The organism is Amycolatopsis sp. NPDC104819, from assembly GCF_055583145.1.
Genome location: NZ_JBVJON010000002.1, coordinates 784,864 through 805,335, shown reverse-complemented (window position 1 = coordinate 805,335; position 20,472 = coordinate 784,864). Strand labels below are relative to the sequence as shown.

General features: G+C 71.3%; 18 protein-coding genes. 8 read left to right on the top strand and 10 right to left on the bottom strand.

Annotated elements, in window-relative coordinates; all coding sequences use genetic code 11:
* Positions 1 to 13: 13 nt before the first annotated feature.
* From ACZ63E_RS08860 to ACZ63E_RS08850, 3 genes are all read right to left on the bottom strand, one after another.
* Positions 14 to 733 (bottom strand): anti-sigma factor, encoded by a 720-nt coding sequence (locus tag ACZ63E_RS08860; protein WP_465335456.1) that lies wholly within the window; start codon positions 731 to 733, stop codon positions 14 to 16.
* On the bottom strand, positions 730 to 1,281 hold the full coding sequence (locus ACZ63E_RS08855; RefSeq protein WP_026469270.1) for a sigma-70 family RNA polymerase sigma factor: 552 nt from the start codon (positions 1,279 to 1,281) through the stop codon (positions 730 to 732). Before ACZ63E_RS08855 ends, ACZ63E_RS08860 begins: the two co-directional genes overlap by 4 nt.
* Before the next feature lie 144 nt (positions 1,282 to 1,425).
* Entirely contained in the window at positions 1,426 to 1,932 is a 507-nt protein-coding gene (locus tag ACZ63E_RS08850) for a COG4315 family predicted lipoprotein (protein WP_465335455.1), read from the bottom strand.
* A gap of 221 nt (positions 1,933 to 2,153) precedes the next feature.
* Here ACZ63E_RS08850 and ACZ63E_RS08845 point away from each other — a divergent pair, with 221 nt between their 5' ends.
* Positions 2,154 to 2,696, top strand: a complete 543-nt coding sequence (locus tag ACZ63E_RS08845; RefSeq protein WP_465335454.1) for a fibronectin type III domain-containing protein — start codon at positions 2,154 to 2,156, stop codon at positions 2,694 to 2,696.
* A gap of 5 nt (positions 2,697 to 2,701) precedes the next feature.
* On the opposite strand, the gene uvrA is transcribed toward ACZ63E_RS08845, so the two are convergent.
* Entirely contained in the window at positions 2,702 to 5,563 is a 2,862-nt protein-coding gene (uvrA, locus tag ACZ63E_RS08840) for an excinuclease ABC subunit UvrA (RefSeq protein ID WP_465335453.1), read from the bottom strand.
* 76 nt (positions 5,564 to 5,639) lie between these two features.
* Positions 5,640 to 6,845, bottom strand: coding sequence for an acyltransferase family protein (locus ACZ63E_RS08835; RefSeq protein WP_465335452.1), 1,206 nt, complete (start codon positions 6,843 to 6,845; stop codon positions 5,640 to 5,642).
* Between the two features lie 108 nt (positions 6,846 to 6,953).
* Here ACZ63E_RS08835 and ACZ63E_RS08830 point away from each other — a divergent pair, with 108 nt between their 5' ends.
* The 3 genes from ACZ63E_RS08830 to ACZ63E_RS08820 all read left to right on the top strand — a co-directional run bounded on the left by ACZ63E_RS08830 (position 6,954) and on the right by ACZ63E_RS08820 (position 9,885).
* Positions 6,954 to 7,631: an MBL fold metallo-hydrolase gene (locus ACZ63E_RS08830; protein ID WP_465310155.1), complete on the top strand. Its 678-nt coding sequence runs from the start codon at positions 6,954 to 6,956 to the stop codon at positions 7,629 to 7,631.
* A 387-nt stretch (positions 7,632 to 8,018) separates the two neighbouring features.
* Complete coding sequence (locus tag ACZ63E_RS08825; protein ID WP_465335451.1) at positions 8,019 to 9,302, top strand: PIN-like domain-containing protein; 1,284 nt, start codon at positions 8,019 to 8,021, stop codon at positions 9,300 to 9,302.
* A 97-nt stretch (positions 9,303 to 9,399) separates the two neighbouring features.
* Complete coding sequence (locus ACZ63E_RS08820; protein ID WP_465335450.1) at positions 9,400 to 9,885, top strand: AMIN-like domain-containing (lipo)protein; 486 nt, start codon at positions 9,400 to 9,402, stop codon at positions 9,883 to 9,885.
* A 15-nt stretch (positions 9,886 to 9,900) separates the two neighbouring features.
* On the opposite strand, the gene ACZ63E_RS08815 is transcribed toward ACZ63E_RS08820, so the two are convergent.
* The 4 genes from ACZ63E_RS08815 to ACZ63E_RS08800 form a co-directional block, all read right to left on the bottom strand.
* Positions 9,901 to 10,683 (bottom strand): DUF1684 domain-containing protein, encoded by a 783-nt coding sequence (locus tag ACZ63E_RS08815; protein WP_465335449.1) that lies wholly within the window; start codon positions 10,681 to 10,683, stop codon positions 9,901 to 9,903.
* 20 nt (positions 10,684 to 10,703) lie between these two features.
* A complete protein-coding gene (locus tag ACZ63E_RS08810; protein WP_465335448.1) occupies positions 10,704 to 11,309 on the bottom strand; it encodes a hypothetical protein in 606 nt (201 codons plus the stop codon).
* A 6-nt stretch (positions 11,310 to 11,315) separates the two neighbouring features.
* Complete coding sequence (locus tag ACZ63E_RS08805) at positions 11,316 to 12,281, bottom strand: hypothetical protein (RefSeq protein WP_465335447.1); 966 nt, start codon at positions 12,279 to 12,281, stop codon at positions 11,316 to 11,318.
* Between the two features lie 360 nt (positions 12,282 to 12,641).
* A complete protein-coding gene (locus ACZ63E_RS08800) occupies positions 12,642 to 13,349 on the bottom strand; it encodes a Crp/Fnr family transcriptional regulator (protein WP_465335446.1) in 708 nt (235 codons plus the stop codon).
* Between the two features lie 85 nt (positions 13,350 to 13,434).
* Between ACZ63E_RS08800 and rnhA the strand changes: the two genes are divergently transcribed.
* The 4 genes from rnhA (at position 13,435) to ACZ63E_RS08780 (ending at position 18,870) form a co-directional block, all read left to right on the top strand.
* Positions 13,435 to 13,896, top strand: coding sequence for a ribonuclease HI (rnhA, locus tag ACZ63E_RS08795; protein ID WP_465335445.1), 462 nt, complete (start codon positions 13,435 to 13,437; stop codon positions 13,894 to 13,896).
* A gap of 39 nt (positions 13,897 to 13,935) precedes the next feature.
* Positions 13,936 to 14,316, top strand: a complete 381-nt coding sequence (locus tag ACZ63E_RS08790) for a YchJ family protein (RefSeq protein WP_465335444.1) — start codon at positions 13,936 to 13,938, stop codon at positions 14,314 to 14,316.
* Positions 14,317 to 14,919: 603 nt separating this feature from the next.
* Positions 14,920 to 15,666 (top strand): hypothetical protein, encoded by a 747-nt coding sequence (locus tag ACZ63E_RS08785; RefSeq protein ID WP_465335443.1) that lies wholly within the window; start codon positions 14,920 to 14,922, stop codon positions 15,664 to 15,666.
* A 117-nt stretch (positions 15,667 to 15,783) separates the two neighbouring features.
* Positions 15,784 to 18,870, top strand: a complete 3,087-nt coding sequence (locus tag ACZ63E_RS08780; RefSeq protein WP_465335442.1) for a glycosyl hydrolase 2 galactose-binding domain-containing protein — start codon at positions 15,784 to 15,786, stop codon at positions 18,868 to 18,870.
* 33 nt (positions 18,871 to 18,903) lie between these two features.
* On the opposite strand, the gene ACZ63E_RS08775 is transcribed toward ACZ63E_RS08780, so the two are convergent.
* Entirely contained in the window at positions 18,904 to 20,289 is a 1,386-nt protein-coding gene (locus tag ACZ63E_RS08775; protein WP_465335441.1) for a carboxylesterase/lipase family protein, read from the bottom strand.
* Between the last annotated feature and the right edge of the window lie 183 nt (positions 20,290 to 20,472).

Below are 20,472 nucleotides of genomic sequence, written 5' to 3'. Positions count from 1 at the left end.
GTCACTCCCCGGGTCACACCTGGGCCGAGACCAGCTTCCGGCCGTCCACCGTGACGATGTCGACCGACTTCACGTCGTCGGGCGCCACCAGGGCGGACCCGTCGAGCCGGAAGCCCTGGTTCTCCCACTTCTCCGAAACCTGCCAGCTGCCGGCGGTCACCGCTTGACCGTCCTTGGTCACCACCTGGAGCAGGCACTTCTCCCCGGCCTTGACGCCCTTCACGTTGACGTCCACCTTGACCCACCCCTGGAACGGCGCCACCGACGCGGCCAGCTGCACGCCGGTCGTCGGATCCCGGCCTTCGATGTTCTTCGTGCCCGGTGGCGAGTCCGGCGCGGGGGCCGGAGCCGCGAGCGGCGCCTCGGTCGAACCGGTCTGCCGGCCCACCAGGATCCCGCCGCCGAGGGCGGCCACCACCAGCACCGCGGCCGCGACCAGGGCCAGGCCCCGGCGTGACGTCGAGCGGGCGGGCGCCACCGTCTCCTCTTCGTCGCGCACCCGGCGCAGGGTCTTCTGCAGCAGCAGGTCCCCGCCCTCGGGCGGCCCGTCGAGGAACGCCTCGGGCGGCACCTCGTCGAGCGACTCGCGCAACGCCACGAGCTCGTTCAGGTCGAACCGGCACTGCGCGCAGGTCTGCAGGTGCCGCCGCTCGAAGTCGGCCGCCTCGCTCGCGTCGAGCGCGCCGAGGGCGTACGCGCCGAGCTGCGTGTGACTCTCGTCGACCGAGTTCATCGCGCCACCTCCGTTCCGCTCGAAATCATCGCTGCTCTCAGTGCTCTCAGTGCGTAGTAAGACCTTGATTTCACGGTACCCGGTGCGACGCCCAGTGTTCTCGCCGCTTCGGCCACCGTCCGTCCCCGGTAGTAGATCTCCACCAGGACCTCTCGGTGCTCGTTGGAAAGGCCGTCCATCGCGCCGAGCACCGTCATCGAGTCGACCACGCCCTGGGCGTGGTCGCGCTCGACCGCCGGTGTCGGCACGCCTTCGGCCGGTTCGGCCACCTCCTGTGGCCGCGCCGCCCGGGCGCGTGCCCGGTCGGTGACCAGGTTGCGCGCGACGGTCAGCAACCAGCCGCGCACCGAGCCCTTCCCGTCGTTCTGCAGGTCGTCCGCGTGTTTCCACGCTCTTACCAGCGTCTCCTGGACCACGTCCTCGGCTGCCGCCCGATCACCGGTCAGCCTCGTCGCGTAGGCCAGCAGGCTCCGGCCGTGTTCGGCGTAGAGCTGCCGAATCAAGTCCTCGCCCTTGGCCTTCTTAGGCCGCCTGCCTCCTATGGCCACCCTCGTCCTCCCGACGGTGTTCTGAGTCGTCGAGGACAGTAGTGCAACCCTCAGCTCCACCGGCGGTGCGTGCGTCGAGCGCAGCGCGACCATGGTGTTCATCGGCTGCCCGTCCTTCCTCGTCCTGCCCGGAATCCGTCGGTTTCAGTAGCCGGAGCCACCCGCCGCGGGCTGGGCCGCGGTGATCTTGCTGCCGTCCGGGGCGACGGCGAACCAGGTGCCGTTGACCCCCTGGCCGTTCACCTGCCCCGGCGCCTTGTCGCCCGCGAACTCGTACAGCGGCCAGCCGTTGAGCGTGAGCTGCTTGCTGCCGTCCTTGCGGGCCAGCGTGCCGACCTGGGTGTCCTGGATGCCCTTGAGCATCGGCGGGGCCTCCCCGGCGAGCACCGGGGGCCAGGCCGCCGCGCACTCGCCGTCGCAGGTGGACGTCGGCGGCTGCGACATGTCCTTGTCGAACCGGTACAGCGTCTTGTCGGCGGCGTCGGTGACGACCGCGCCGACACCCGGCACCGTCGCGGCGGCCAGCATCACGTGCCCGGGCTGGCCGTGCTCCGGTCCCTGCGCGTCCGTGGTCATTTCGCTGCAGGCCGCGAGGGGGGCGACCACAGCGAGCGCGGCAGCGCAGAGGACGGCCTGCCGGATACGGTTCATGACGTTCTCTCCTCGGTGAGGGCGGCACCGCCGTCCGGCGGACCTCGACACCGGATACACGGAAGGTCACGCGAAACGGTTCAGGGCAGTTCCCGCGGTTCGGTGCCCCCGCGCCGCCGGATTGGCGCGGTCCGGTGATCGGTGCGGCCTTGTCGCCGGGCGGGCGGGTTCCTAAGCTGATCACGTCCGCACCGCCGCCCCGTGCCGTCCCGGGAGCCGCCGTGTCCGCGAAACCCCTCGTGCTGCTCGCGCTGCTGGCCGCGGGCTGCTCCTCGGCCGCGCCGCCGCCCTCGTTCACCGCTGCGCTGACGTCGCCGACCGACGTGGTGCTGACGTGGCCGGACGACGGCGCCGGCCACCGCGTCGAGTACACGAACGACCCCGCCGGTCCGTGGACGACGCTGCGGTTCCTGCCCGCCCACACGACGAGCTACCACCACCCGGACCTGATCCCGGAGACGCCGTTCTACTACCGGGAGCAGCCGTTCACCGGCCCGGTCTCGACCGAGCTGCACGCGGTGACCGCCGGCGGCACGGTGACGTTCACCTGGGCCGACCGCTCGAGAGACGAAGCCGGGTTCCTGCTGGAGATCCGGCGGCCGGGCGCGCCGGACTTCGACCCGGTCGAGGTGACCGACCCGGACGTGACGACGTGCGCGCTGTCGCTGCTGCCCGGCGAGGAGAACTCGGCGTTCCGGCTCCGGACGCTGCACTACGGGCCGCTCTCGCCGGTGGTCCACCAGACCACCGGCAAGGAGCGGTGAGGCGCTTATTCGGGTGTCAGGACCGTCCGCAGGAACTCGCCCGTGTAGCTGGCTTCGACACTCGCGACGTGCTCGGGGGTGCCCTCGGCGATCACCGTGCCACCGCCGTTGCCGCCCTCCGGGCCCATGTCGATGATCCAGTCGGACGTCTTGATCACGTCGAGGTTGTGCTCGATCACGATCACCGAGTTGCCCTTGTCGACCAGCCCGTTGATCACGCCGATCAGCTTGTTGATGTCCTCGAAGTGCAGGCCCGTCGTCGGCTCGTCGAGGATGTAGACCGTCTTGCCGGTCGAACGCTTCTGCAGCTCGCTGGCCAACTTCACGCGCTGCGCCTCACCGCCGGACAGCGTCGGCGCGGGCTGCCCGAGCCGGACGTACCCGAGGCCGACGTCCACCAGCGTCTGCAGGTGCCGGTGGATGGCCTTGATCGGCTCGAAGAACTCCGCCGCCTCTTCGATCGGCATGTCGAGCACGTCCGAGACGGTCTTGCCCTTGTAGTGCACTTCCAGGGTTTCCCGGTTGTACCGCGCGCCCTTGCAGACCTCGCACGGGACGTAGACGTCCGGCAGGAAGTTCATCTCGATCTTGATCGTGCCGTCGCCGGCGCACGCCTCGCAGCGGCCGCCCTTGACGTTGAACGAGAACCGGCCCTGCTGGTAACCGCGTACCTTCGCCTCGGTCGTCGCCGCGAAGAGCTTGCGGACGTGGTCCCAGACGCCGGTGTAGGTGGCCGGGTTGGACCGCGGGGTCCGCCCGATCGGCGACTGGTCGACGCGCACCAGCTTGTCGACGTGGCCGAGGCCGTTCACGCGGGTGTGCCGGCCGGGCACCTGGCGGGCGCCGTTGAGCTTGTTCGCCAGCACGGTCGCGAGGATGTCGTTGACCAGAGTCGACTTGCCCGAACCGGAGACGCCGGTGACCGAGACCAGGGCGCCGAGCGGGAACGAGACGTCCAGGCCGCGCAGGTTGTGCTCGCGCGCGCCCACGACGGTCAGCTGCCGCTTCTTGTCGATCGGCCGCCGGATCGCCGGGACGTCGATCTTGCGGCGTCCGGACAGGTACTGCCCGGTGATCGAGTCCTTGCTCTTCAGCAGCTTCTTGTACGGTCCACTGTGGACGATGTGGCCGCCGTGCTCGCCCGCGCCCGGGCCGATGTCGACCACCCAGTCGCTGGAACGGATCGTGTCCTCGTCGTGCTCGACGACGATCAGCGTGTTGCCCAGGTTCCGCAGCCGGGTCAGCGTCTCGATCAGCCGGTGGTTGTCGCGCTGGTGCAGGCCGATCGACGGCTCGTCGAGCACGTACAGCACGCCGACCAGGCCGGAGCCGATCTGGGTGGCGAGCCGGATGCGCTGCGCCTCGCCGCCCGAGAGCGTCGCGGACGCGCGGTCGAGCGAGAGGTAGGTCAGGCCGACGTCGAGCAGGAAGCGCAGGCGGGCCTGGATCTCCTTGAGCACCGCGCCGGCGATCATCGACTCGCGCTGCCCGAGTTCCAGCTCGTCGAGGAACTGCGACGCCTCCGCGATGGACAGCGCGCAGACCTCGGCGATCGACATGTCGCCGCGGGACTTGTGCGCCAGCGTGACGGCGAGGATCTCCGGCTTGAGCCGGGTGCCCTGGCAGGCCGGGCACGGCACCTCGCGCATGTAGCCCTCGTACCGCTCGCGCATGTACTCGGACTCGGTCTGCTCCTGGCGCCGCTCAAGGAACGGGATGACGCCTTCGAAGTTCGCGTAGTACGAACGCTGGCGGCCGTAGCGGTTCTTGTACCGGACGTGCACCTGCTCGTCGACGCCGTGCAGCACCGCCTTCTGGGCGCGCGCGGGCAGCTTCCGCCACGGCGTGTCCATCCGGAAGCCGATGGTCTCCGACAGCGACTCGAGCAGCCGGACGAAGTAGTCCGCGCTCTGCCCGCCCGCCCACGGCGCGATCGCGCCCTCGGCCAGCGACAGCTCGTCGTCCGGGACCACCAGCTCGGGGTCGACCTCCTTGCGGATGCCGATGCCGGTGCACTCGGGGCAGGCGCCGTAGGGCGAGTTGAAGGAGAACGAGCGGGGCTCGAGGTCCTCGATGGCCAGCGGGTGGCCGTTGGGGCAAGCCAGGTTCTCGGAGAAGCCGCGGATGCGGTGCGGGTCGTTCTCCGGCAGGTCGACGAACTCCAGCTCGATCAGGCCGTCGGCCAGCCGCAGCGCCGTCTCGACCGAGTCGGTGAGCCGCTGGCGCGAAGACGACTTCACGCTCAGCCGGTCGATGACCACGCCGATCTGGTGCTTTTCCTGCTTCTTCAGCTTCGGCGGGTCGGTGAGCGCGTGGACCGTCCCGTCGACGACCACGCGCGCGTAGCCCTGCTGCTGCAGGTTCTCGAACAGGTCGACGTACTCGCCCTTGCGCCCGCGCACGACCGGCGCGAGCACCTGGAAGCGGATGCCCTCGTCCATCTCCAGCACCTGGTCGACGATCTGCTGCGGGGTCTGCTTGCTGATCGGCTCGCCGCACTTCGGGCAGTGCGCCTTGCCGGCGCGCGCGTAGAGCAGGCGCAGGTAGTCGTAGACCTCGGTGATGGTGCCCACGGTCGAGCGCGGGTTGCGCGAGGTGGACTTCTGGTCGATCGACACCGCGGGCGAGAGGCCCTCGATGAAGTCGACGTCCGGCTTGTCCATCTGCCCCAGGAACTGGCGGGCGTACGCCGAGAGCGACTCGACGTACCGGCGCTGCCCTTCGGCGAAGATGGTGTCGAAGGCGAGGCTCGACTTCCCGGACCCGGACAGGCCGGTGAAAACGATCAGGCTGTCGCGGGGCAGGTCGAGATCCACGCCGCGGAGGTTGTGCTCGCGGGCGCCGCGAACAACGAGGCGATCAGCCACGCCAGGGTCCCTTCAGTGTCATTCTCCAGCTGCGGTAGCCGGCCCGGTGGGAGGCTGCACGGGCGGCCTCTCCATGCTACGAGCCACCACCGACAGAAACTGGATCCGCTTCTCTGACCTGCGGTTCTTCCGGCTTCCGGCGGGTGGTGAGCCACCGGTGTACCGGCCGTTCGACCCCCGCGGTGACCGCCCAGCCCGCCAGCACGGCGGCGCCGAGGACCAAGGGGAGCCGCAGCCAGCCGGGCAGGCCGGCGTCGAGCAGGGCGCGGGCCAGGACGTAACCCAGTTCCTGGTGCACCAGATAAAGACCATACGAGATGCCCGCGAGCCAGGTGACGGCCGGGGCGATCCTCGCCAGCCCGGGGAACCGCCAGTCCGGGCCGCGGGCGGCCAGGCAGACCAGCAGCAGGAGCACGGCGAACCCGATCGTGGACGGCCAGCGCAGGGCGTCCTGCGGCAGCGCGACGTGGAACGGGAAGACCTGCAGGTCCTGCGCCGCGACGGCGGCGACGACGAACAGCGCGGCGTGCCAGGACTTCAGGCGCCGCCGCGACCAGAGCCACAGCGCGACGCCGATGGCGAAGACGTGCAGCCGGTGCAGGCCCAGGCCGTAGAAGAAGGTCTCGACGACCGGGCTCGCCGTCCCGGGCGGGAAGACGAGGAAGCGGAGCGCGAGCGGGACGAGGATCAGGGCCCACAGCAGGCCGACGGTCAGCCGGTGGGTGCGCCACGAGCGTGGCCACAGCAGGGCCGCGCCGGCGAAGGCCATGAGCTGCACCGGCAGCGTCCAGTAGGAGCCGTCGAGGTAGTAGAACGTGGCCGAGCGCACGCCCCACTCCTGCACCATGCCGAGGTTGGCGACCAGGTCCAGGCCGGTCGGGATGTACCACGGCGACGCGGTCGTGGGCGGCCCCTGCGGCACGCCGAAGAGAAACCCGAGCACACCCGGCGGGTAGGGCAGGCCGCTGAAGGAGATGGCGGCCCACCGCGTCACGACGTAGGTCACGAGGACGGCGACGAAGTAGGCGGGCACGAGGCGGGCGACCCGGTTCCACAACCACCGGCGCGGATTGCCCTTCCGGAGGCTCGCGCAAACGAAGAAGGCGGAGATCACCAGCAGGATCGCGGCGCCGAACTGCGCTGTCACCCGGACGGGGTACCCCGTGAGTTCCGGGTGCAGGAGTGCGCCCTGGTGGGTGACGTGCCCGAGGATCACCGCGAGGACGGCGACGACGCGGAGGAGGTCCCAGCTGATCCGGCGCGGCGTCGGGGAGGTGGGCACGGTCGTCCTGAGGTCGGCTGGCGGGGGCTCCGGTGAGCCTACGTGGGCTCGCCCGGGCGCGCTTGTGCGGGTGGAACCGGTTGGAGCGAAACGACTACCGTGTGCACGGTGAACATCGTGGAGACCTACACCGGGCACGTCGACCCGGGCGGCGACGCCACCCGGCGCACCCTGGACGCGCTGACCATCACCAAGCTGTCCGTCGGCCCGATGGACAACAACACGTACCTGCTGGTGTGCCGCGAGTCCCAGGAGGCCCTGCTCATCGACGCGGCGAACGACCCGGAGCGCATCTCGGACCTGATCGGCCACGGCCCCGACCGCCCGGCCCTCCGCACGGTCGTGACGACCCACCAGCACCAGGACCACTGGCAGGCCCTCGGCGCGGTGGCCGGCGCCAACGGGTCCAACACGGCGGCCCATCCGCTGGACGCCCCGCCGTTGCCGGTCCCGCCGGACTTCCTGGTCGAGCACGGCGACACGTTGGCCGTGGGGCAGGTCACTCTTTCGGTGATCCATTTGAGGGGGCACACGCCGGGGTCGATCGCGCTGCTGTACCGCGACCCGGCGGGGCATCCGCATCTGTTCACCGGGGACTCGCTGTTCCCTGGTGGGGTGGGGCGGACCACGTCGCCGGAGGACTTCGCGTCGTTGCTGGACGATGTGTCGTCGCGGATCTTCGACGAGCTGCCGGACGAGACGTGGTTCTACCCGGGGCACGGGGACGACTCGACGTTGGGTGCGGAGCGCTCGAAGCTGAAGGAGTGGCGCGACCGCGGCTGGTGACTTTCTCCGATCGGGGCTGCCTGCGGTGCCGGCGGCCCCGATCATGGGTCACCGGCGTCGGCCGAGGGTCGGCAGGCCGCCGGACCGGGTGGACACCGAGGTCGTGCCGTGCCGGTCCTGATCACCGCGGCCAGCCGGCCTTGCCGCGCGCGAACGAGAGCGACGGGTGCTCGCACAGGCACACCCCAGGCCCACCGTCAGGCCGCACCGCGCGCATTCCAGCAGCTGACCGCCCTTGTTCGCAGCACTCGATCTCGCGAGTCAGTCGGCGCTTCGCGATGCGGCGTTACAACCCGCGGCCGAAGACGCACTCCCACCTGCTCCAACCAGGTGGACAACACCGCTTCCCCTTCCACCCCCGATCCCCCGTCGAGCAGAGTCGGCCCCATGAGCGGGCTGTACGACGGGGAATTCGCCGGGTTCAAGATCGCGTCGTCGGAGGAAATCGACGGTGCCCTCCGGGAGGCGGTTGTCGCCGTTGATGCCAACGTCCTTCTCGACCTCTATCGCTTCCGGCCGCAGACCTCGCAGGACCTCATCAACACCCTCAAGAGCCTCGACGACCGCCTGGTCGTGCCGCACCAGGCGCTCCGGGAGTTCTGGCGGCACCGGCAACGCTCGCAGGGCAGCCCCCGCGGTGCGACCAAGCTGGCCACCGATGCCCTGGCCAAGTCCGGACGCTCGATGCGGGACGCGCTGACCGCGTGGGCCAAGGCAGTCGGGGTCGACGACGACGAGTCGGCCGACCTCGCCTCGCGCGTCGACGACTTCGTCGGCACCCTCAAAGACGAGCTGCAGCGCGCTCTCCAGGACGCGGACGCCGAGCGCGGTGGCGACCAGATCCTGGAACAGCTGGAGGAGCTTCTCGCCGGCCGCGTCACCGAACCGCTGCCCGCCGAGGAATGGCTCGAGTGCGTCGCCGAAGCGAACCGGCGCATCGAGGGGGAAGAACCGCCCGGCTACAAGGACGCCGGCAAACAGGACAACGACACACCCGAGGGCGGCGCGGGCGACTACCTCGTCTGGTACCAGGCCACCCGCTACGGCAAGGAAAAGGCCAAGGACCTCCTTCTCGTCACGCGCGACGAGAAGGAGGACTGGTGGTGGCGCCAGCAGTCGGACTTCGTCGGCCCGCGCCCCGAACTGACGCTTGAATACCACAAGCTGACCGGCCGGCGGCTGTTCCTGCTCCGCCCCGCCGACCTGCTCGCCCGCGCGTCCGTCCTCGAGGTGGAGGTCGACCAGGCTTCCCCGGTCGACGCCGGAAGGGTCGCCGACGCCGACGAAGAGCCGCCGGCCGAGCTGTGGACCTTGCCCGCGCTGTCGGCGCTTCTGGACCTGCTCGAGCGGGAAGCTCCCGTGCAGGCGGCCGCGCTCCGGCTCGCCACACCCGACCAGGACGGGCGGGTCAGCCGCGAAAAGGTCTACGAACTGGGTGACTACGCGGACGACCGCATGCTGCGCGGGTTCACCCGGCCGGTCCGGCGGTTGACCGCGACACTGCAGGGAGACGGCGTGGTTCCGGCCCGGGTCGCGCCGATCTTCGTCGCCCGGTACCCCGACGGCGTCAAGGCGTCGTACTTCAGCGTGCCGGCCGAAGTCCCGCTGCTGCTGGAAGAACTCGCGTCCGGGGGACCGGCGGCCCGTTCGGAGCAGCCGGATAACGCTTGAGGCGGCAAACCCGCCTTTCGGGCAACCCGGGGACGAACCGGGCGTCCCCCGCACATCCCAGCGCTGGGACTTCCGCCGGTTCACCAGGAGGTCCACCATGTCCAGACCCGTCCGACGCACCCTCCTCGCCGTCGTGCTGCTGCTCGCCGGGACGCTCGCCGCCGCCGGGCCCGCGCAGGCCGTGCCCGCCACGCCCGCCCTGACCACCATCCGGACCGGGAACAACCCCGGGTTCGACCGGATCGTGCTCGACCTGTCCGCCGGGCCCGCGCCCGGCGCCGTCAGCTACCAGCTCGTGGACGAGCTCATCGCCGACCCGAGCACGGAAATCGTGTGGCTGACCGGGGAGTACTTCATCAACGTCTCCGCCGGCGCCGCCGTCATGCACGACGAGAGCGGCAACCTCACCTACACCGGGCCGCGGAAGTTCCGGACGCGAAACCTCGCCAACGTCATGGCCGTCGCCGTCATCGGGGACTTCGAGTCCCAGCTGCTGGTCGGGCTCGGCGTGCGGACGCGGACCGCGGTGAACGTCTTCACGCTCACCGCGCCCAACCGCGTGGTCATCGACGTCGCCCACTGAGCGCGGGCGGGGGAGTCAGCCGCGCTCGTACGGGATCTTCTCCCCCGCCTCGACCGCGAACGGCAGGTGGTTGCCCGCCGGCGGCAGCGGGCACGTCGCGAAGTCCGTGAACGCGCAGGGCAGGTTCAGCGCCCGGTTGAAGTCCAGGGTCACCGCGCCGTCGCCGGACGGCGCGCCGACCGGGAGCGACCGGTTCGCCGCGTACGTCGTGACGCCGCTCGTCTCGTCGGTGAACAGGATGCTGAGCCCGCCGTTCCGGCCGTTGAACGCGGTCAGCGTGTGCGACGCGCCGTCTCGCGTGAAGTGGACCAGGCCCGGCGCCGTGTAGACGTGGCTCAGGCCCTCGACCACGGCGCCCACCGTGGTGGGCCGCGGCGAGTCGAACGGCTCGAAGCGTCCTTCGAGCACCCAGGACGGCGACGGCTCGTACGCCGGGACGCCGTGGAACGCGCGCAGCACCTCGGCCTTCGGGTCGTGCACGCGGATCAGGTACCCCGACCGGCGGGCCACCTCGATCTCGACGTCGCCGGCCAGCACGCGCGTGCCCGCACCGCTGTTGACCAGCTCGAAGCGGCGGGTCCCGGTGATCGGCGAACCGTCGTGGGTCAGCGAAGCGCCGGCCGGGTCGACGTACGCCGCGTCCGCGTCCTGCCACCAGCGGCCCGGGATGCCCGGGTACTCGCGGGGCTCGGTGGTCAGCCAGTCCAGGGACACCAGCGCCAGCCAGCCGTGCGGCGCCGCGAGGTCCGCCTCGCGCTCGGTCTTCCAGTCCTGCCAGTCCTCGGTGAACGTGCTCATCGCAGGCCCCTTCCGCTCGGCTACGACGGTGCCAACCCGTCGGCTTCGCCGGTATTCCGCGTCCCAGTATCCGGACCCGTGCGCAGCCAGGCGAGCTCACGCTCACCGCCGGTGGGCACGACCACCCGCCGGAACACCGCCGCGTCGGCCACCGTGTCGTGGAAGCGGTCGGAGACGATCAGCAGCTGATCGGCCTCCGGCGCCGCCGTCATCGCCGCCTTCAGCTCCTCGGCGTCGCACAGCCACGTCGAGAGCGCGACCGCCGCGCCGCCGAAGTGCGGCGGCCGCAGCACGACGTCACCGTGGTCGGCGGCCAGCCGCAGCCGCAGCCTGCCGAAGTCGTTGAGGTGGCGGTTGCGGCGGCGCAGCGCGTCGTCCACCAGCCCGACCAGCTCGGTCGCGACCCACCGCGGCGGCACCGTCGGCGGGATGACCAGCGTCGTGTGGTCGCCTTCCGGCCGGCGGAACCACGTCGGCGTGCGGTACGGGACGGGGACCTGGTCGAACACCTCGTCCAGCACCCCGTCGAGAGTGGCGCCGAGGTGCACCGCGCGGGCCGTGCGGCCGCGGCTGGGCGCGACGATCCCGATCCGGACGACGGTCGCGGCCACCGGGTCGGTGCGCACGGCCGCTCACTCCCCGTCGGCGTCGAACGACCACTGCAGGCCGTAGCTGAGCCCCTGATGCAGCTCGTGGAACTCGAGCCGGACCTCGCCGACGCGGTTGACCGTCAGCGCGTCCCCCGAGTCGGCGCCGTCGTCGATCACGCGGCCCGGCACGCCGTTGAGCCGCCACACCCGCGCGGGCGGGCCGGTGCGGTCGAACCGGACCCGTATCGAGAACTCTTCGCAGCGGCGCAAGGGAGTCAGGACGTAGTACGGGCGCAGCGCCGTGCGCCGCGGCGCGAACCGGATGCCGTACTCGTGGCGCTGGCCGAGCCGCAACGGGCTCGGCAGCCGCATGACGAACTGCGCGTGGCTCGCCGAAACCTGGCGCGCTTCGACGATCTCGCCGCCGAAGAGCGCGTCCGCGGTGATGTCCGGCACCGGGTCGCTGCCCGGGTCGGCCGGCACGCTGAACGGCAGGACCAGCTCGTCGAGCTCGTCGACCTCCGCGACGATCCGGCGTTCCTCCTGCAGGTCCGGCGGGTCGCGGTCGAGCCGGAGCATCGCCTTCATCGACTCGACGTACCAGCCGGCCAGCGGGTGCAGGTCGCGGCCGCGCGGCGGCGCGCCGAGCAGCTCGTCGAGCCGCCGGAAGGCGAGGTCGATGCGGCGCCGGGCGGTGCGCGGGTCACGGTCGAGGACGCTGGCCAGCCACGAGATCCGGCGGTCGAGGAACTCCCCCGCGGCCTCTTCGTGCAGGCCGAACGCGGCGAGCGCGGCCAGCCGCAGGTCGGCCGGGAGCCGTCCGCACAGCTCGGTGAGCCGCAGCACCAGCTTCTGCCGCGCGTCGGCGGGCTGGTCGGTGCCGGTGATCCCGCACGCCGCTCTCAGGCAGGTGCCGATCCGCAGGTGCAGGTCGGCCGCGTCGAGCCCGCGGCCGCGGCGCAGTTCGTTCAGCTCGCGCACGAACGGGGAGACGTTCTCCGGCGTCATCCGACCCCCTCCCCGGCCCGGTGCGGAAAGAACGGTTCAGATTACCAGCGGCGGTTCCCCCGTGGGGTGACATTTCACGGACACGCATTCGCGAAACGGCCCGGCCGGCCGGCCCCCCACGAGTCGGCCGGCCGGGCTGCGCCGCGGGTCAGACGGCCCCGAAGATCAGGGCCCAGATCGAATGGCTCTCCATCACACACCTCCTCATCGCAGTACCCAGGCCGAGGCGGAGCCCGGTTTCACCGGGGACGGGAATCGTGCGGCACTCCGCGGGAAAGGAAATCCGGCCGGTCGGCATCTTTTTCTTTTCCGGCCGGACTCCAGAATCGCCGGGTGAGGGCGAGAGTCAGATGCCCGCTGTCACCGCTCTTGTGTGCCGTTTGGCTCAGAACGGGCGAACGCGCGCAGGACACGCAGCTCCCGGATCAGGATCCGGCGGCGGCCGGTCTCGACGATCCCGCGCTCCCGCAGCATGTGCAGCGCCCGCGCGACGGTCCGCCGGGCGGCGCCGACCTGCGCGGCCATGTCGGCCTGCGACAGCGACGCCTCGACCACGACCCCTTCGGGCACGGCCCGGCCGTGCTCCTCGGCCAGCCGGACCAGCAGCGCCGCGACCCGGCGGCTGACGTCGAAGGCGGCGGAGTCGACCCGCGCCGACTCGGCGTTGCGCAGCCGCGCCGCGACCGTCTTGATCGTCGCGAGGGCGATCTCGGGCCGGGTGCGCAGGACGGCCACGAACTGGGCGCCGGTCAGCTGGAAGACGGTGCAGGGCTCGATCGCGCGGACCGACGCCGTCCGCGGCCGGCCGGTCACCGCGGCGAGGTCGCCCAGCACCTCGCCGGGGCCGCGCAGCCCGAAGAGGACCTCTCGGCCGTCTTCGACGATGGTGGAGACGCGCACCCAGCCGGACACGAGCACGTGGACGTGGTCGGAGGGGTCGCCTTCCATGAGCACGACGTCGTTCGCCCGGAACCGGCGGCGGGTGCCCTGGGCGAGCAGGTACTCGCGGTCGGGGCCGGCGAGGTAGGCCAGGAGTGCCCCGTCCGCCTTGTCGTCGTGCGCGTGCATCGGAGGCCTCCCGCTCCGCTCCGGAACTCCACCGTAACCCGGCGTGGCGGCCGGGGGCGAGGGTCGCGACCGGTAGGGTCTCCGCGTGGACGTGGAGATCTACACCGACGGCGCGTGCAGCGGGAACCCCGGACCGGGCGGCTGGGGAGCGGTGCTCCGCTACGGCCGCCACGAGCGCGAGCTCTACGGCGGCGAAGCGACCCCGACGACGAACAACCGCATGGAGCTGACGGCGCCGATCCGTGCTTTGGAGAGCCTGACCCGGCCGTCGCAGGTGCGGGTGTTCACCGACAGCACGTACGTCCGCAACGGGATCACGCAGTGGCTCCCCCGCTGGAAGAACAACGGCTGGCAGACGGCGGCGCGCGAACCGGTGAAGAACGCGGACCTGTGGCAACGCCTCGACGCGGCGATCGGCGGCCACGAGGTCGAGTGGCTGTGGGTGAAGGGCCACGCGGGCCACCCGGAGAACGAGCGAGCGGACCGCCTCGCCGTCCGGGGCGCGCAGGAGGCCCGGGAGTCGGGGAAGCCGGTCAACGCGGGATAGTCCTCAATGGACGGTCAAGAGGCGTGGCACAATGCCCCGGTGCCTCCCGCCTCCTGCCCGTGCGGCCTCGCCGAGTCCTACGCCGCCTGTTGCGGCCGGTTCCACGAAGGCGGCCTCGCGGCTCCCACGGCCGAACTGCTGATGCGGTCGCGGTTCAGCGCCTTCGCCGTCGGGGACGCCGGTTACCTGCTGCGCACCTGGCACCCCGACACCCGCCCGCGGCGGCTGAGCCTCGACGCCGGCCAGGAGTGGACGCGGCTGGAGATCCTCGGCCGCACCGGGGGCGGGCTGCTGCACACCGAAGGCACCGTCGAGTTCCGCGCGCACTACCGCCACCGGGGCCGGGACGGCTTCCTCGAGGAGAACAGCCGTTTCCGCCGGGCGGACGGCCACTGGGTCTACCTCGACGCGGAGGCCTGAACCCGCCACGCGCACCGCGATCGTCGGCGTGGCCGGGGCTCCCCTCGGCGTCCTGGCCGGCGGCCGAGGCCTGAAACCCGCCACGCACACGGCCTCCGTCGTGCTAAACAGTGCGGCGATGGGAAAACTGACGCGCCGCGCCCGGGCCAAGGCCGACTACCTCGGTTTCCTCGGCGCCCGGGAGTGGCCGGTCGCCGCCTCCGGGCTGGGGGTGCTCCTCGGGGTGGTCACCATCCTGCCGAGCGCCGTCGGAATCGTGCTCTCGGCCGTCGCGCTCGGGCTGGGCGTCGCCACCTTCACCCGGGACGTCCGGGTGCTGCGCCGCCGGTGGGCGGGGTTCGCCTTCACCACCATCGCCGCGCCGTTCCCGGTGGCCGAACTGCCGCCGCCGTCGGCGTATCCGCCTTCGGAGTACCTCGCCGTGCCCGCCCGCGGGACCGCGCTCGTCAGCGCCGCCATCGACCGGGACCTCCGGACCGGACGGCACACCATCACCGTCGCCGAGGAGCCCTACCGGCTGCCGCCCGCCCTCAAGGCGACCGCGCCGCACGTGCTGCCGCTGGGGCGCGCGGCCGGCTGCTGTTCAACGGCCCGATCGTCGGCATGCGCGGCGATCCGCTGCCGGCCACCGGGGCGCGGCCCGCGCCGATCCGGCTGCACCGGGCCCGGTTCTTCGACGCGGTCTGCTCGAACGAGCTCGGCACGCTCCGCATCACCCGCGCGGACACCGGCGAGGAGTACGACCTCCGCAAGACCGAGCTGACCGGCACCGACGGCGCGCTCCGCGAGCTCGGCAGCAGCACGCTGGCCGACCTCGTCGGCGTCTCCACCGTCGCGTTCACCACCGACGGCAAGCTCGTCACCGTCCGACAGTCGACGCTCAACGCCGTGAGCGGGCTGCTGCTCGCGCCGTCGGGCAGCGGTTCGCTCGAACCGCAGGACCTGCGCACGCCCGACGGCGGCCCGCGCCGGGCCCTGCACACCGCGGTCTGCGCCGGGATGGACCGGGAGCTGCGCGAAGAGAGCGGGCTCGCACCGGCGGACATCCGCGAGACGAAGCTCGTCGGCTTCGCGCGCTGGATGGAACGCGGCGCCAAGCCGGAGTTCTTCGGGGTGACCGAACTGGCCGTCGACAGCACCGAGGTCGCCGCGCGCCGTCCGGTCAGCGGGGAACGCCTCTACAGCGCCGGGCTGACGCTCTTCGACGTCGACCTCGCCACCATCGGCGCGGCGCTGGCCGCCGGTGTCCCGCTGAGCGAAGCACTTCCGCAGCGGATCTGGGAGGACGGCTCACTGCCGCTCCTGCTGGCCCTGCGTGCCGCGGCGGTGTGGCGAGCGGGCCGGGTCTGACCGAAACGCCCCTGTTCTCCGGGTGACCGGACCGCTACTATCGTCCGCAATTGTTAGGGAACTTTACTAACAATGGCCACCTTTCCCTCGCCGCCGCGGTGCCTAGGAGGCGCGCAAGTGAGCTATCGGCAGAGAAGAACCCGGACCCTCCTCGGCGCGGCGGTGCTCGCCGTCGCCACGGTCGGGGCGACCGTCCCGGCGGCGACCGGCCAGGAGCAGGCGAGAGCGGTGGTCACCGCCGCGGCGCCGGCCACCGCGGTGCCCGGCTTCCTGATCCAGACGTCGGCCCAGGTCAGTGACGACTCGGCGGTCTCGAAGCCCGGCTTCAACACCGCCGGCTGGTACCCGGTCGGGCCGCGCTCGACCGTCTACGCCGGGCTGCTGGCCAACGGCAAGTACGCCGACCCGTTCTACTCGACGAACATGAAGAACGTGCCGACCGCGGACTTCAAGGTCCCGTGGTGGTACCGCACCGACCTCACCGTCACCGACACCACCCAGCGCACCTACCTCGACTTCAGCGGTGTGCTGTCCAAGGCCGACGTCTGGGTCAACGGGACCCGGATCGCGGACAAGACGCAGGTCAACGGCGCCTACACACGTCACGACCTGGACATCACCGCGCAGGTGAAGGCCGGCGCCAACAGCATCGCGTTCAAGGTCTACCCGAACGACCCGAACAAGGACCTGTCGATGGGCTGGATCGACTGGGCCCAGACCCCGCCGGACCAGAACATGGGCATCGTGCGGGACGTCCTCGTCCGGCGCAGCGGCCCGGTGGCGCTGCGCGGCGGCCACGTCGTCACGAAACTGACCGGGACGACGCACGCCGACCTCACGGTGAAGGCCGACGTCCGCAACGACTCGGCGGCCGCCGTCTCCACGACGGTCTCCGGCACGGTCGCCGGCAAGCCGATCAGCCAGCCGGTTTCCCTGGCCGCCAAGGAGAAGAAGACCGTCACGTTCCCGGTCATCGGGATCGACAACCCGCAGGTCTGGTGGCCCGCCGGGATGGGCGGGCAGCCGCTCTACGACCTCGACCTGACGGCGAGCGTCGGCGGCACGGCGTCGGACACCTCGCACTCGAGCTTCGGCGTGCGCCAGGTGACGGCAACCAACAACTCCAGCGGTGGCCGGTCGTACAAGATCAACGGGCGCCCGCTGCTGATCAAGGGCGGCGGTTACTCCCCCGACCTGTTCCTGCGCTGGAACGAGCAGTACGCGGCGGACAAGCTCGCCTACGTCAAGGACCTCGGCCTCAACACCGTGCGCCTGGAAGGGCACATCGAGCCGGACGAGTTCTTCGACCTCGCCGACAGGATGGGCGTGCTGACGCTGCCCGGCTGGGAGTGCTGCGACAAGTGGGAAGGCCAGGTCAACGGCAGCGAGAAGGGTGACCCCTGGACCGCGGCCGACTACCCGGTCGCCAAGGCGTCGATGACCGCGGAGGCCGAGCGGCTGCGCGACCACCCGAGTGTCATCTCCTTCCTGATCGGCAGTGACTTCGCGCCCGACGCGACGATCGAGAAGAACTACCTCGACGCGCTCAGCGCCGCGGACTGGCCCACCCCGGTGGTCCCGGCCGCGTCGGCGAAGTCGTCGCCGCAGCTCGGCGCGTCCGGCATGAAGATGAACGGGCCGTACGACTACGTCCCGCCGAACTACTGGTACGACAAGGCGCACAGCGACCTCGGCGGCGCGTGGGGCTTCAACTCCGAAACCAGTGCCGGGCCGGACATCCCGACGATGGACACGCTCAAGCGGATGATGTCCTCGAGCGAGCTCGACACGATGTGGAAGAGCCCGTCGACCGCGCAGTACCACCGGTCGTCGTCTTCGACGTTCGCCAACCTGAAGCTGTTCGGCGACGCGCTCACCGGCCGCTACGGCAAGCCGGCGAGCCTCGACGACTTCGTCCGGAAGGCGCAGCTGGCGCAGTACGAGAACGTCCGCGCCGAGTTCGAGTCGCACTCGCGCAACTTCAGCGACAGCTCGAACCCGTCGACCGGGATCATCTACTGGATGCTCAACAGCGGCTGGACGTCGCTGCACTGGCAGCTGTTCGACGCCTACCTCGACCAGAACGGCTCCTACTTCGGGGCCAAGAAGGCGAACGAGCCGCTGCACATCCAGTACTCGTACGACACCAAGTCCGTCGTGGTGGTCAACCACAACCACGACGCGGCGTCGAACCTCACCGCGTCCGTGAAGCTGTACAACCTCGACGGGACGGAGAAGTTCACCCAGTCCAAAGCCGTTGCGGTCGGCGGTGACGGCGCGAAGACCACTGCGCTGACCATCGGCTCGGTGAGCGGCCTGTCGACGACGTACCTGGCGAAGCTCGTCCTGACCGACGGCTCGGGCAAGGAGGTCAGCCGCAACGTCTACTGGCTGTCCACCAAGGCCGACACGCTGAACTGGGACTCGAGCGACTGGTACTACACGCCGACGTCGTCCTACGCCGATCTGTCCGGGCTGAACGGCCTGGCCCAGGTGTCGCTGGGGTCGACGGCCACGTCGACGGCCAACGGCGACGGCACCACGACGACCAAGGTGACGCTGACGAACGGCTCGGCGAACAAGGTGCCGGCGTTCTTCGTCGACGCGCACGTCCTCGGCGCGGCGGGCGCGCCGGTGCTGCCGGTGCGGTGGACCGACAACCAGGTCAGCCTCTGGCCGGGCGAGTCGGCCACGCTCACGGCGACGTACCGGACCGCGGACCTCAAGGGCGCCAAGCCGTCCGTGCGGGTCGCGGGTTGGAACACCGGGTCGAAGACGATCCCGGCGGACGGCACGACCGGCCCGGGTGACCCGGACCCGGGCACGCCGGCCGACTACCAGGCCGAGAACGCGACGATCACCAGCGGCGTCGCGGAGTCGAACCACGACGGCTTCACCGGCACCGGGTTCGTCAACTACGACAACACCACCGGCAGCGCGGTGGAGTTCTCGGTCGACGCGGCCGCGGCGGGCAGCGCGAACGTCGTGCTGCGCTACGCCAACGGCACCACGGTGAACCGGCCGATGGACATCACGGTGAACGGCGCCAAAGTGGCGTCGGCCGTGGCGTTCGGCGGCACGGGGAACTGGGACACCTGGCAGACGGTCACCCTCCCGGTGACGCTGACCGCCGGGACGAACAAGATCAAGGCGACCGCGACGACCGCCAACGGCGGCCCGAACGTCGACAAGATCACCGTTTAGGAACCGGGCCGGGGCGGTTCGCGCCGCCCCGGCTCAGTCCCAGAGCAGGCGCTGCTCGCGGTCCGGGTCGGACACGGTCGTGGAGACGTCGTCGAAGAGGCGCGTCACACGGTCGGCCGGGGTGTAGCGCGGCCAGCCGGGGTCGCCGGTGGTGACGAACCGGACCCAGGCGCCGGACATCTCCGTTGCCAGCGCTTGGAAACGCTCGGTCGGGCGGGTGCGGCCGGCGAACAGGAACCGCCAGTTCCTGTTGTCGATGTCGTCGAACACCAGCGGCAGGTCGAGCCCGTGCGGCGCGCCCAGGCCACGGCCCCGGGGCGCGATCCGCCAGTCGAGGCGGTACATCCAGGCGTCCGGCTGCTTCTCGGCGAAGCGGATCGCCGGGATCCACCAGTCCCCCGCGGTCAGCGCCCGGTTGCGGATCTGGTCTGCGGGCCAGTCGAGCAGCTCGGTGTAGGCCGCGACGGCCTTCTCGATCTCGGCGTCGTCCAGCATCGTCGAGCCGACGCCCAGGAGCTTCGCGCCACCGGACTGCAGCCAGCTGAAGAGGTCTTCCTCGTCGGCCGTCGTCCCGATGAGCAGCGGAACCTCGCGGACGCCGTCGAGCGGGCGTTCCGGCAGCAGCTCGTCCCTGACGACCACGCGGTAGGTGACCTTCGTGCCGGACACCGCCGAAACCCGTTGCTGCGCTTCGAGAATCCGCTTCACCGGCAGGGTCGCGAGGTCGCCCGGGGCAACGTCCAGTTCGGACAGCACCGCCGAAGCGACCGCCGCGCCTTCGGCCGGGGTGTGCACGACCGAGCCGACGCCGGTGCCGCTCTGCACGATCGCCTGATGGACGAGCCCGCGCGTGGCGGGCACGGCGAGCAGCGTCCCGACCGTGCGCCCGCCGTTGGACTGCCCGGCGAGCGTCACCCGGCCCGGGTCACCGCCGAACGCGCTGACGTTCTCGCGCACCCACTCCAGCGCGGCGACCTGGTCGCGCAGGGAGAGGTTCGAATCGGCGACGCCGGGCAGGTGCAGCAGGCCGAGGACGCCGAGCCGGTAGCCGACGGTCACGACGACCACGCCCCGGCGCGCGTACGCCGAAGCGTCGAACTGGTGCGGCGCGCCCATCACGCCGCCCCCGCCGTGGATCCACACCAGCACGGGGTACGAGCCGGGCGACGCGGGCGCGTAGACGTTCAGATGGAGGCAGTCCTCGTCACCGGTGAAGCCCCGCCCGGTCAGCTCCGGCTGCGGCGCCCGCGCGGCCCACTTCGTCGCGTCACGCTCACCGGCCCAGGGCCGCGCCGGGCGCGGCGCGCGGAACCGCAGCTCCCCCACCGGCGGCTCGGCGTAGGGCACCCCGAGGAACGTCCTGACCCCGTCCTGTTCGGACCCGCGCAGGGCGCCGGCCGCGATCTCCACCGTCGTCACGATGCCAAGACTAAGGCCTGCGCCGACGTGGACCGGAGTCATCGTGGAACGCCCGCTTGAGCAGGTGGCCGGGTTGGGGGGGGGGGGGGGGGGGGGGGGGGGGGGGGGGAGAAAAAAAAAAAAAAAAAACAAGAGGGGGGAGGGAGGGAGAGAGCGGAGACATACCCAAACAGCGGAGAGGGG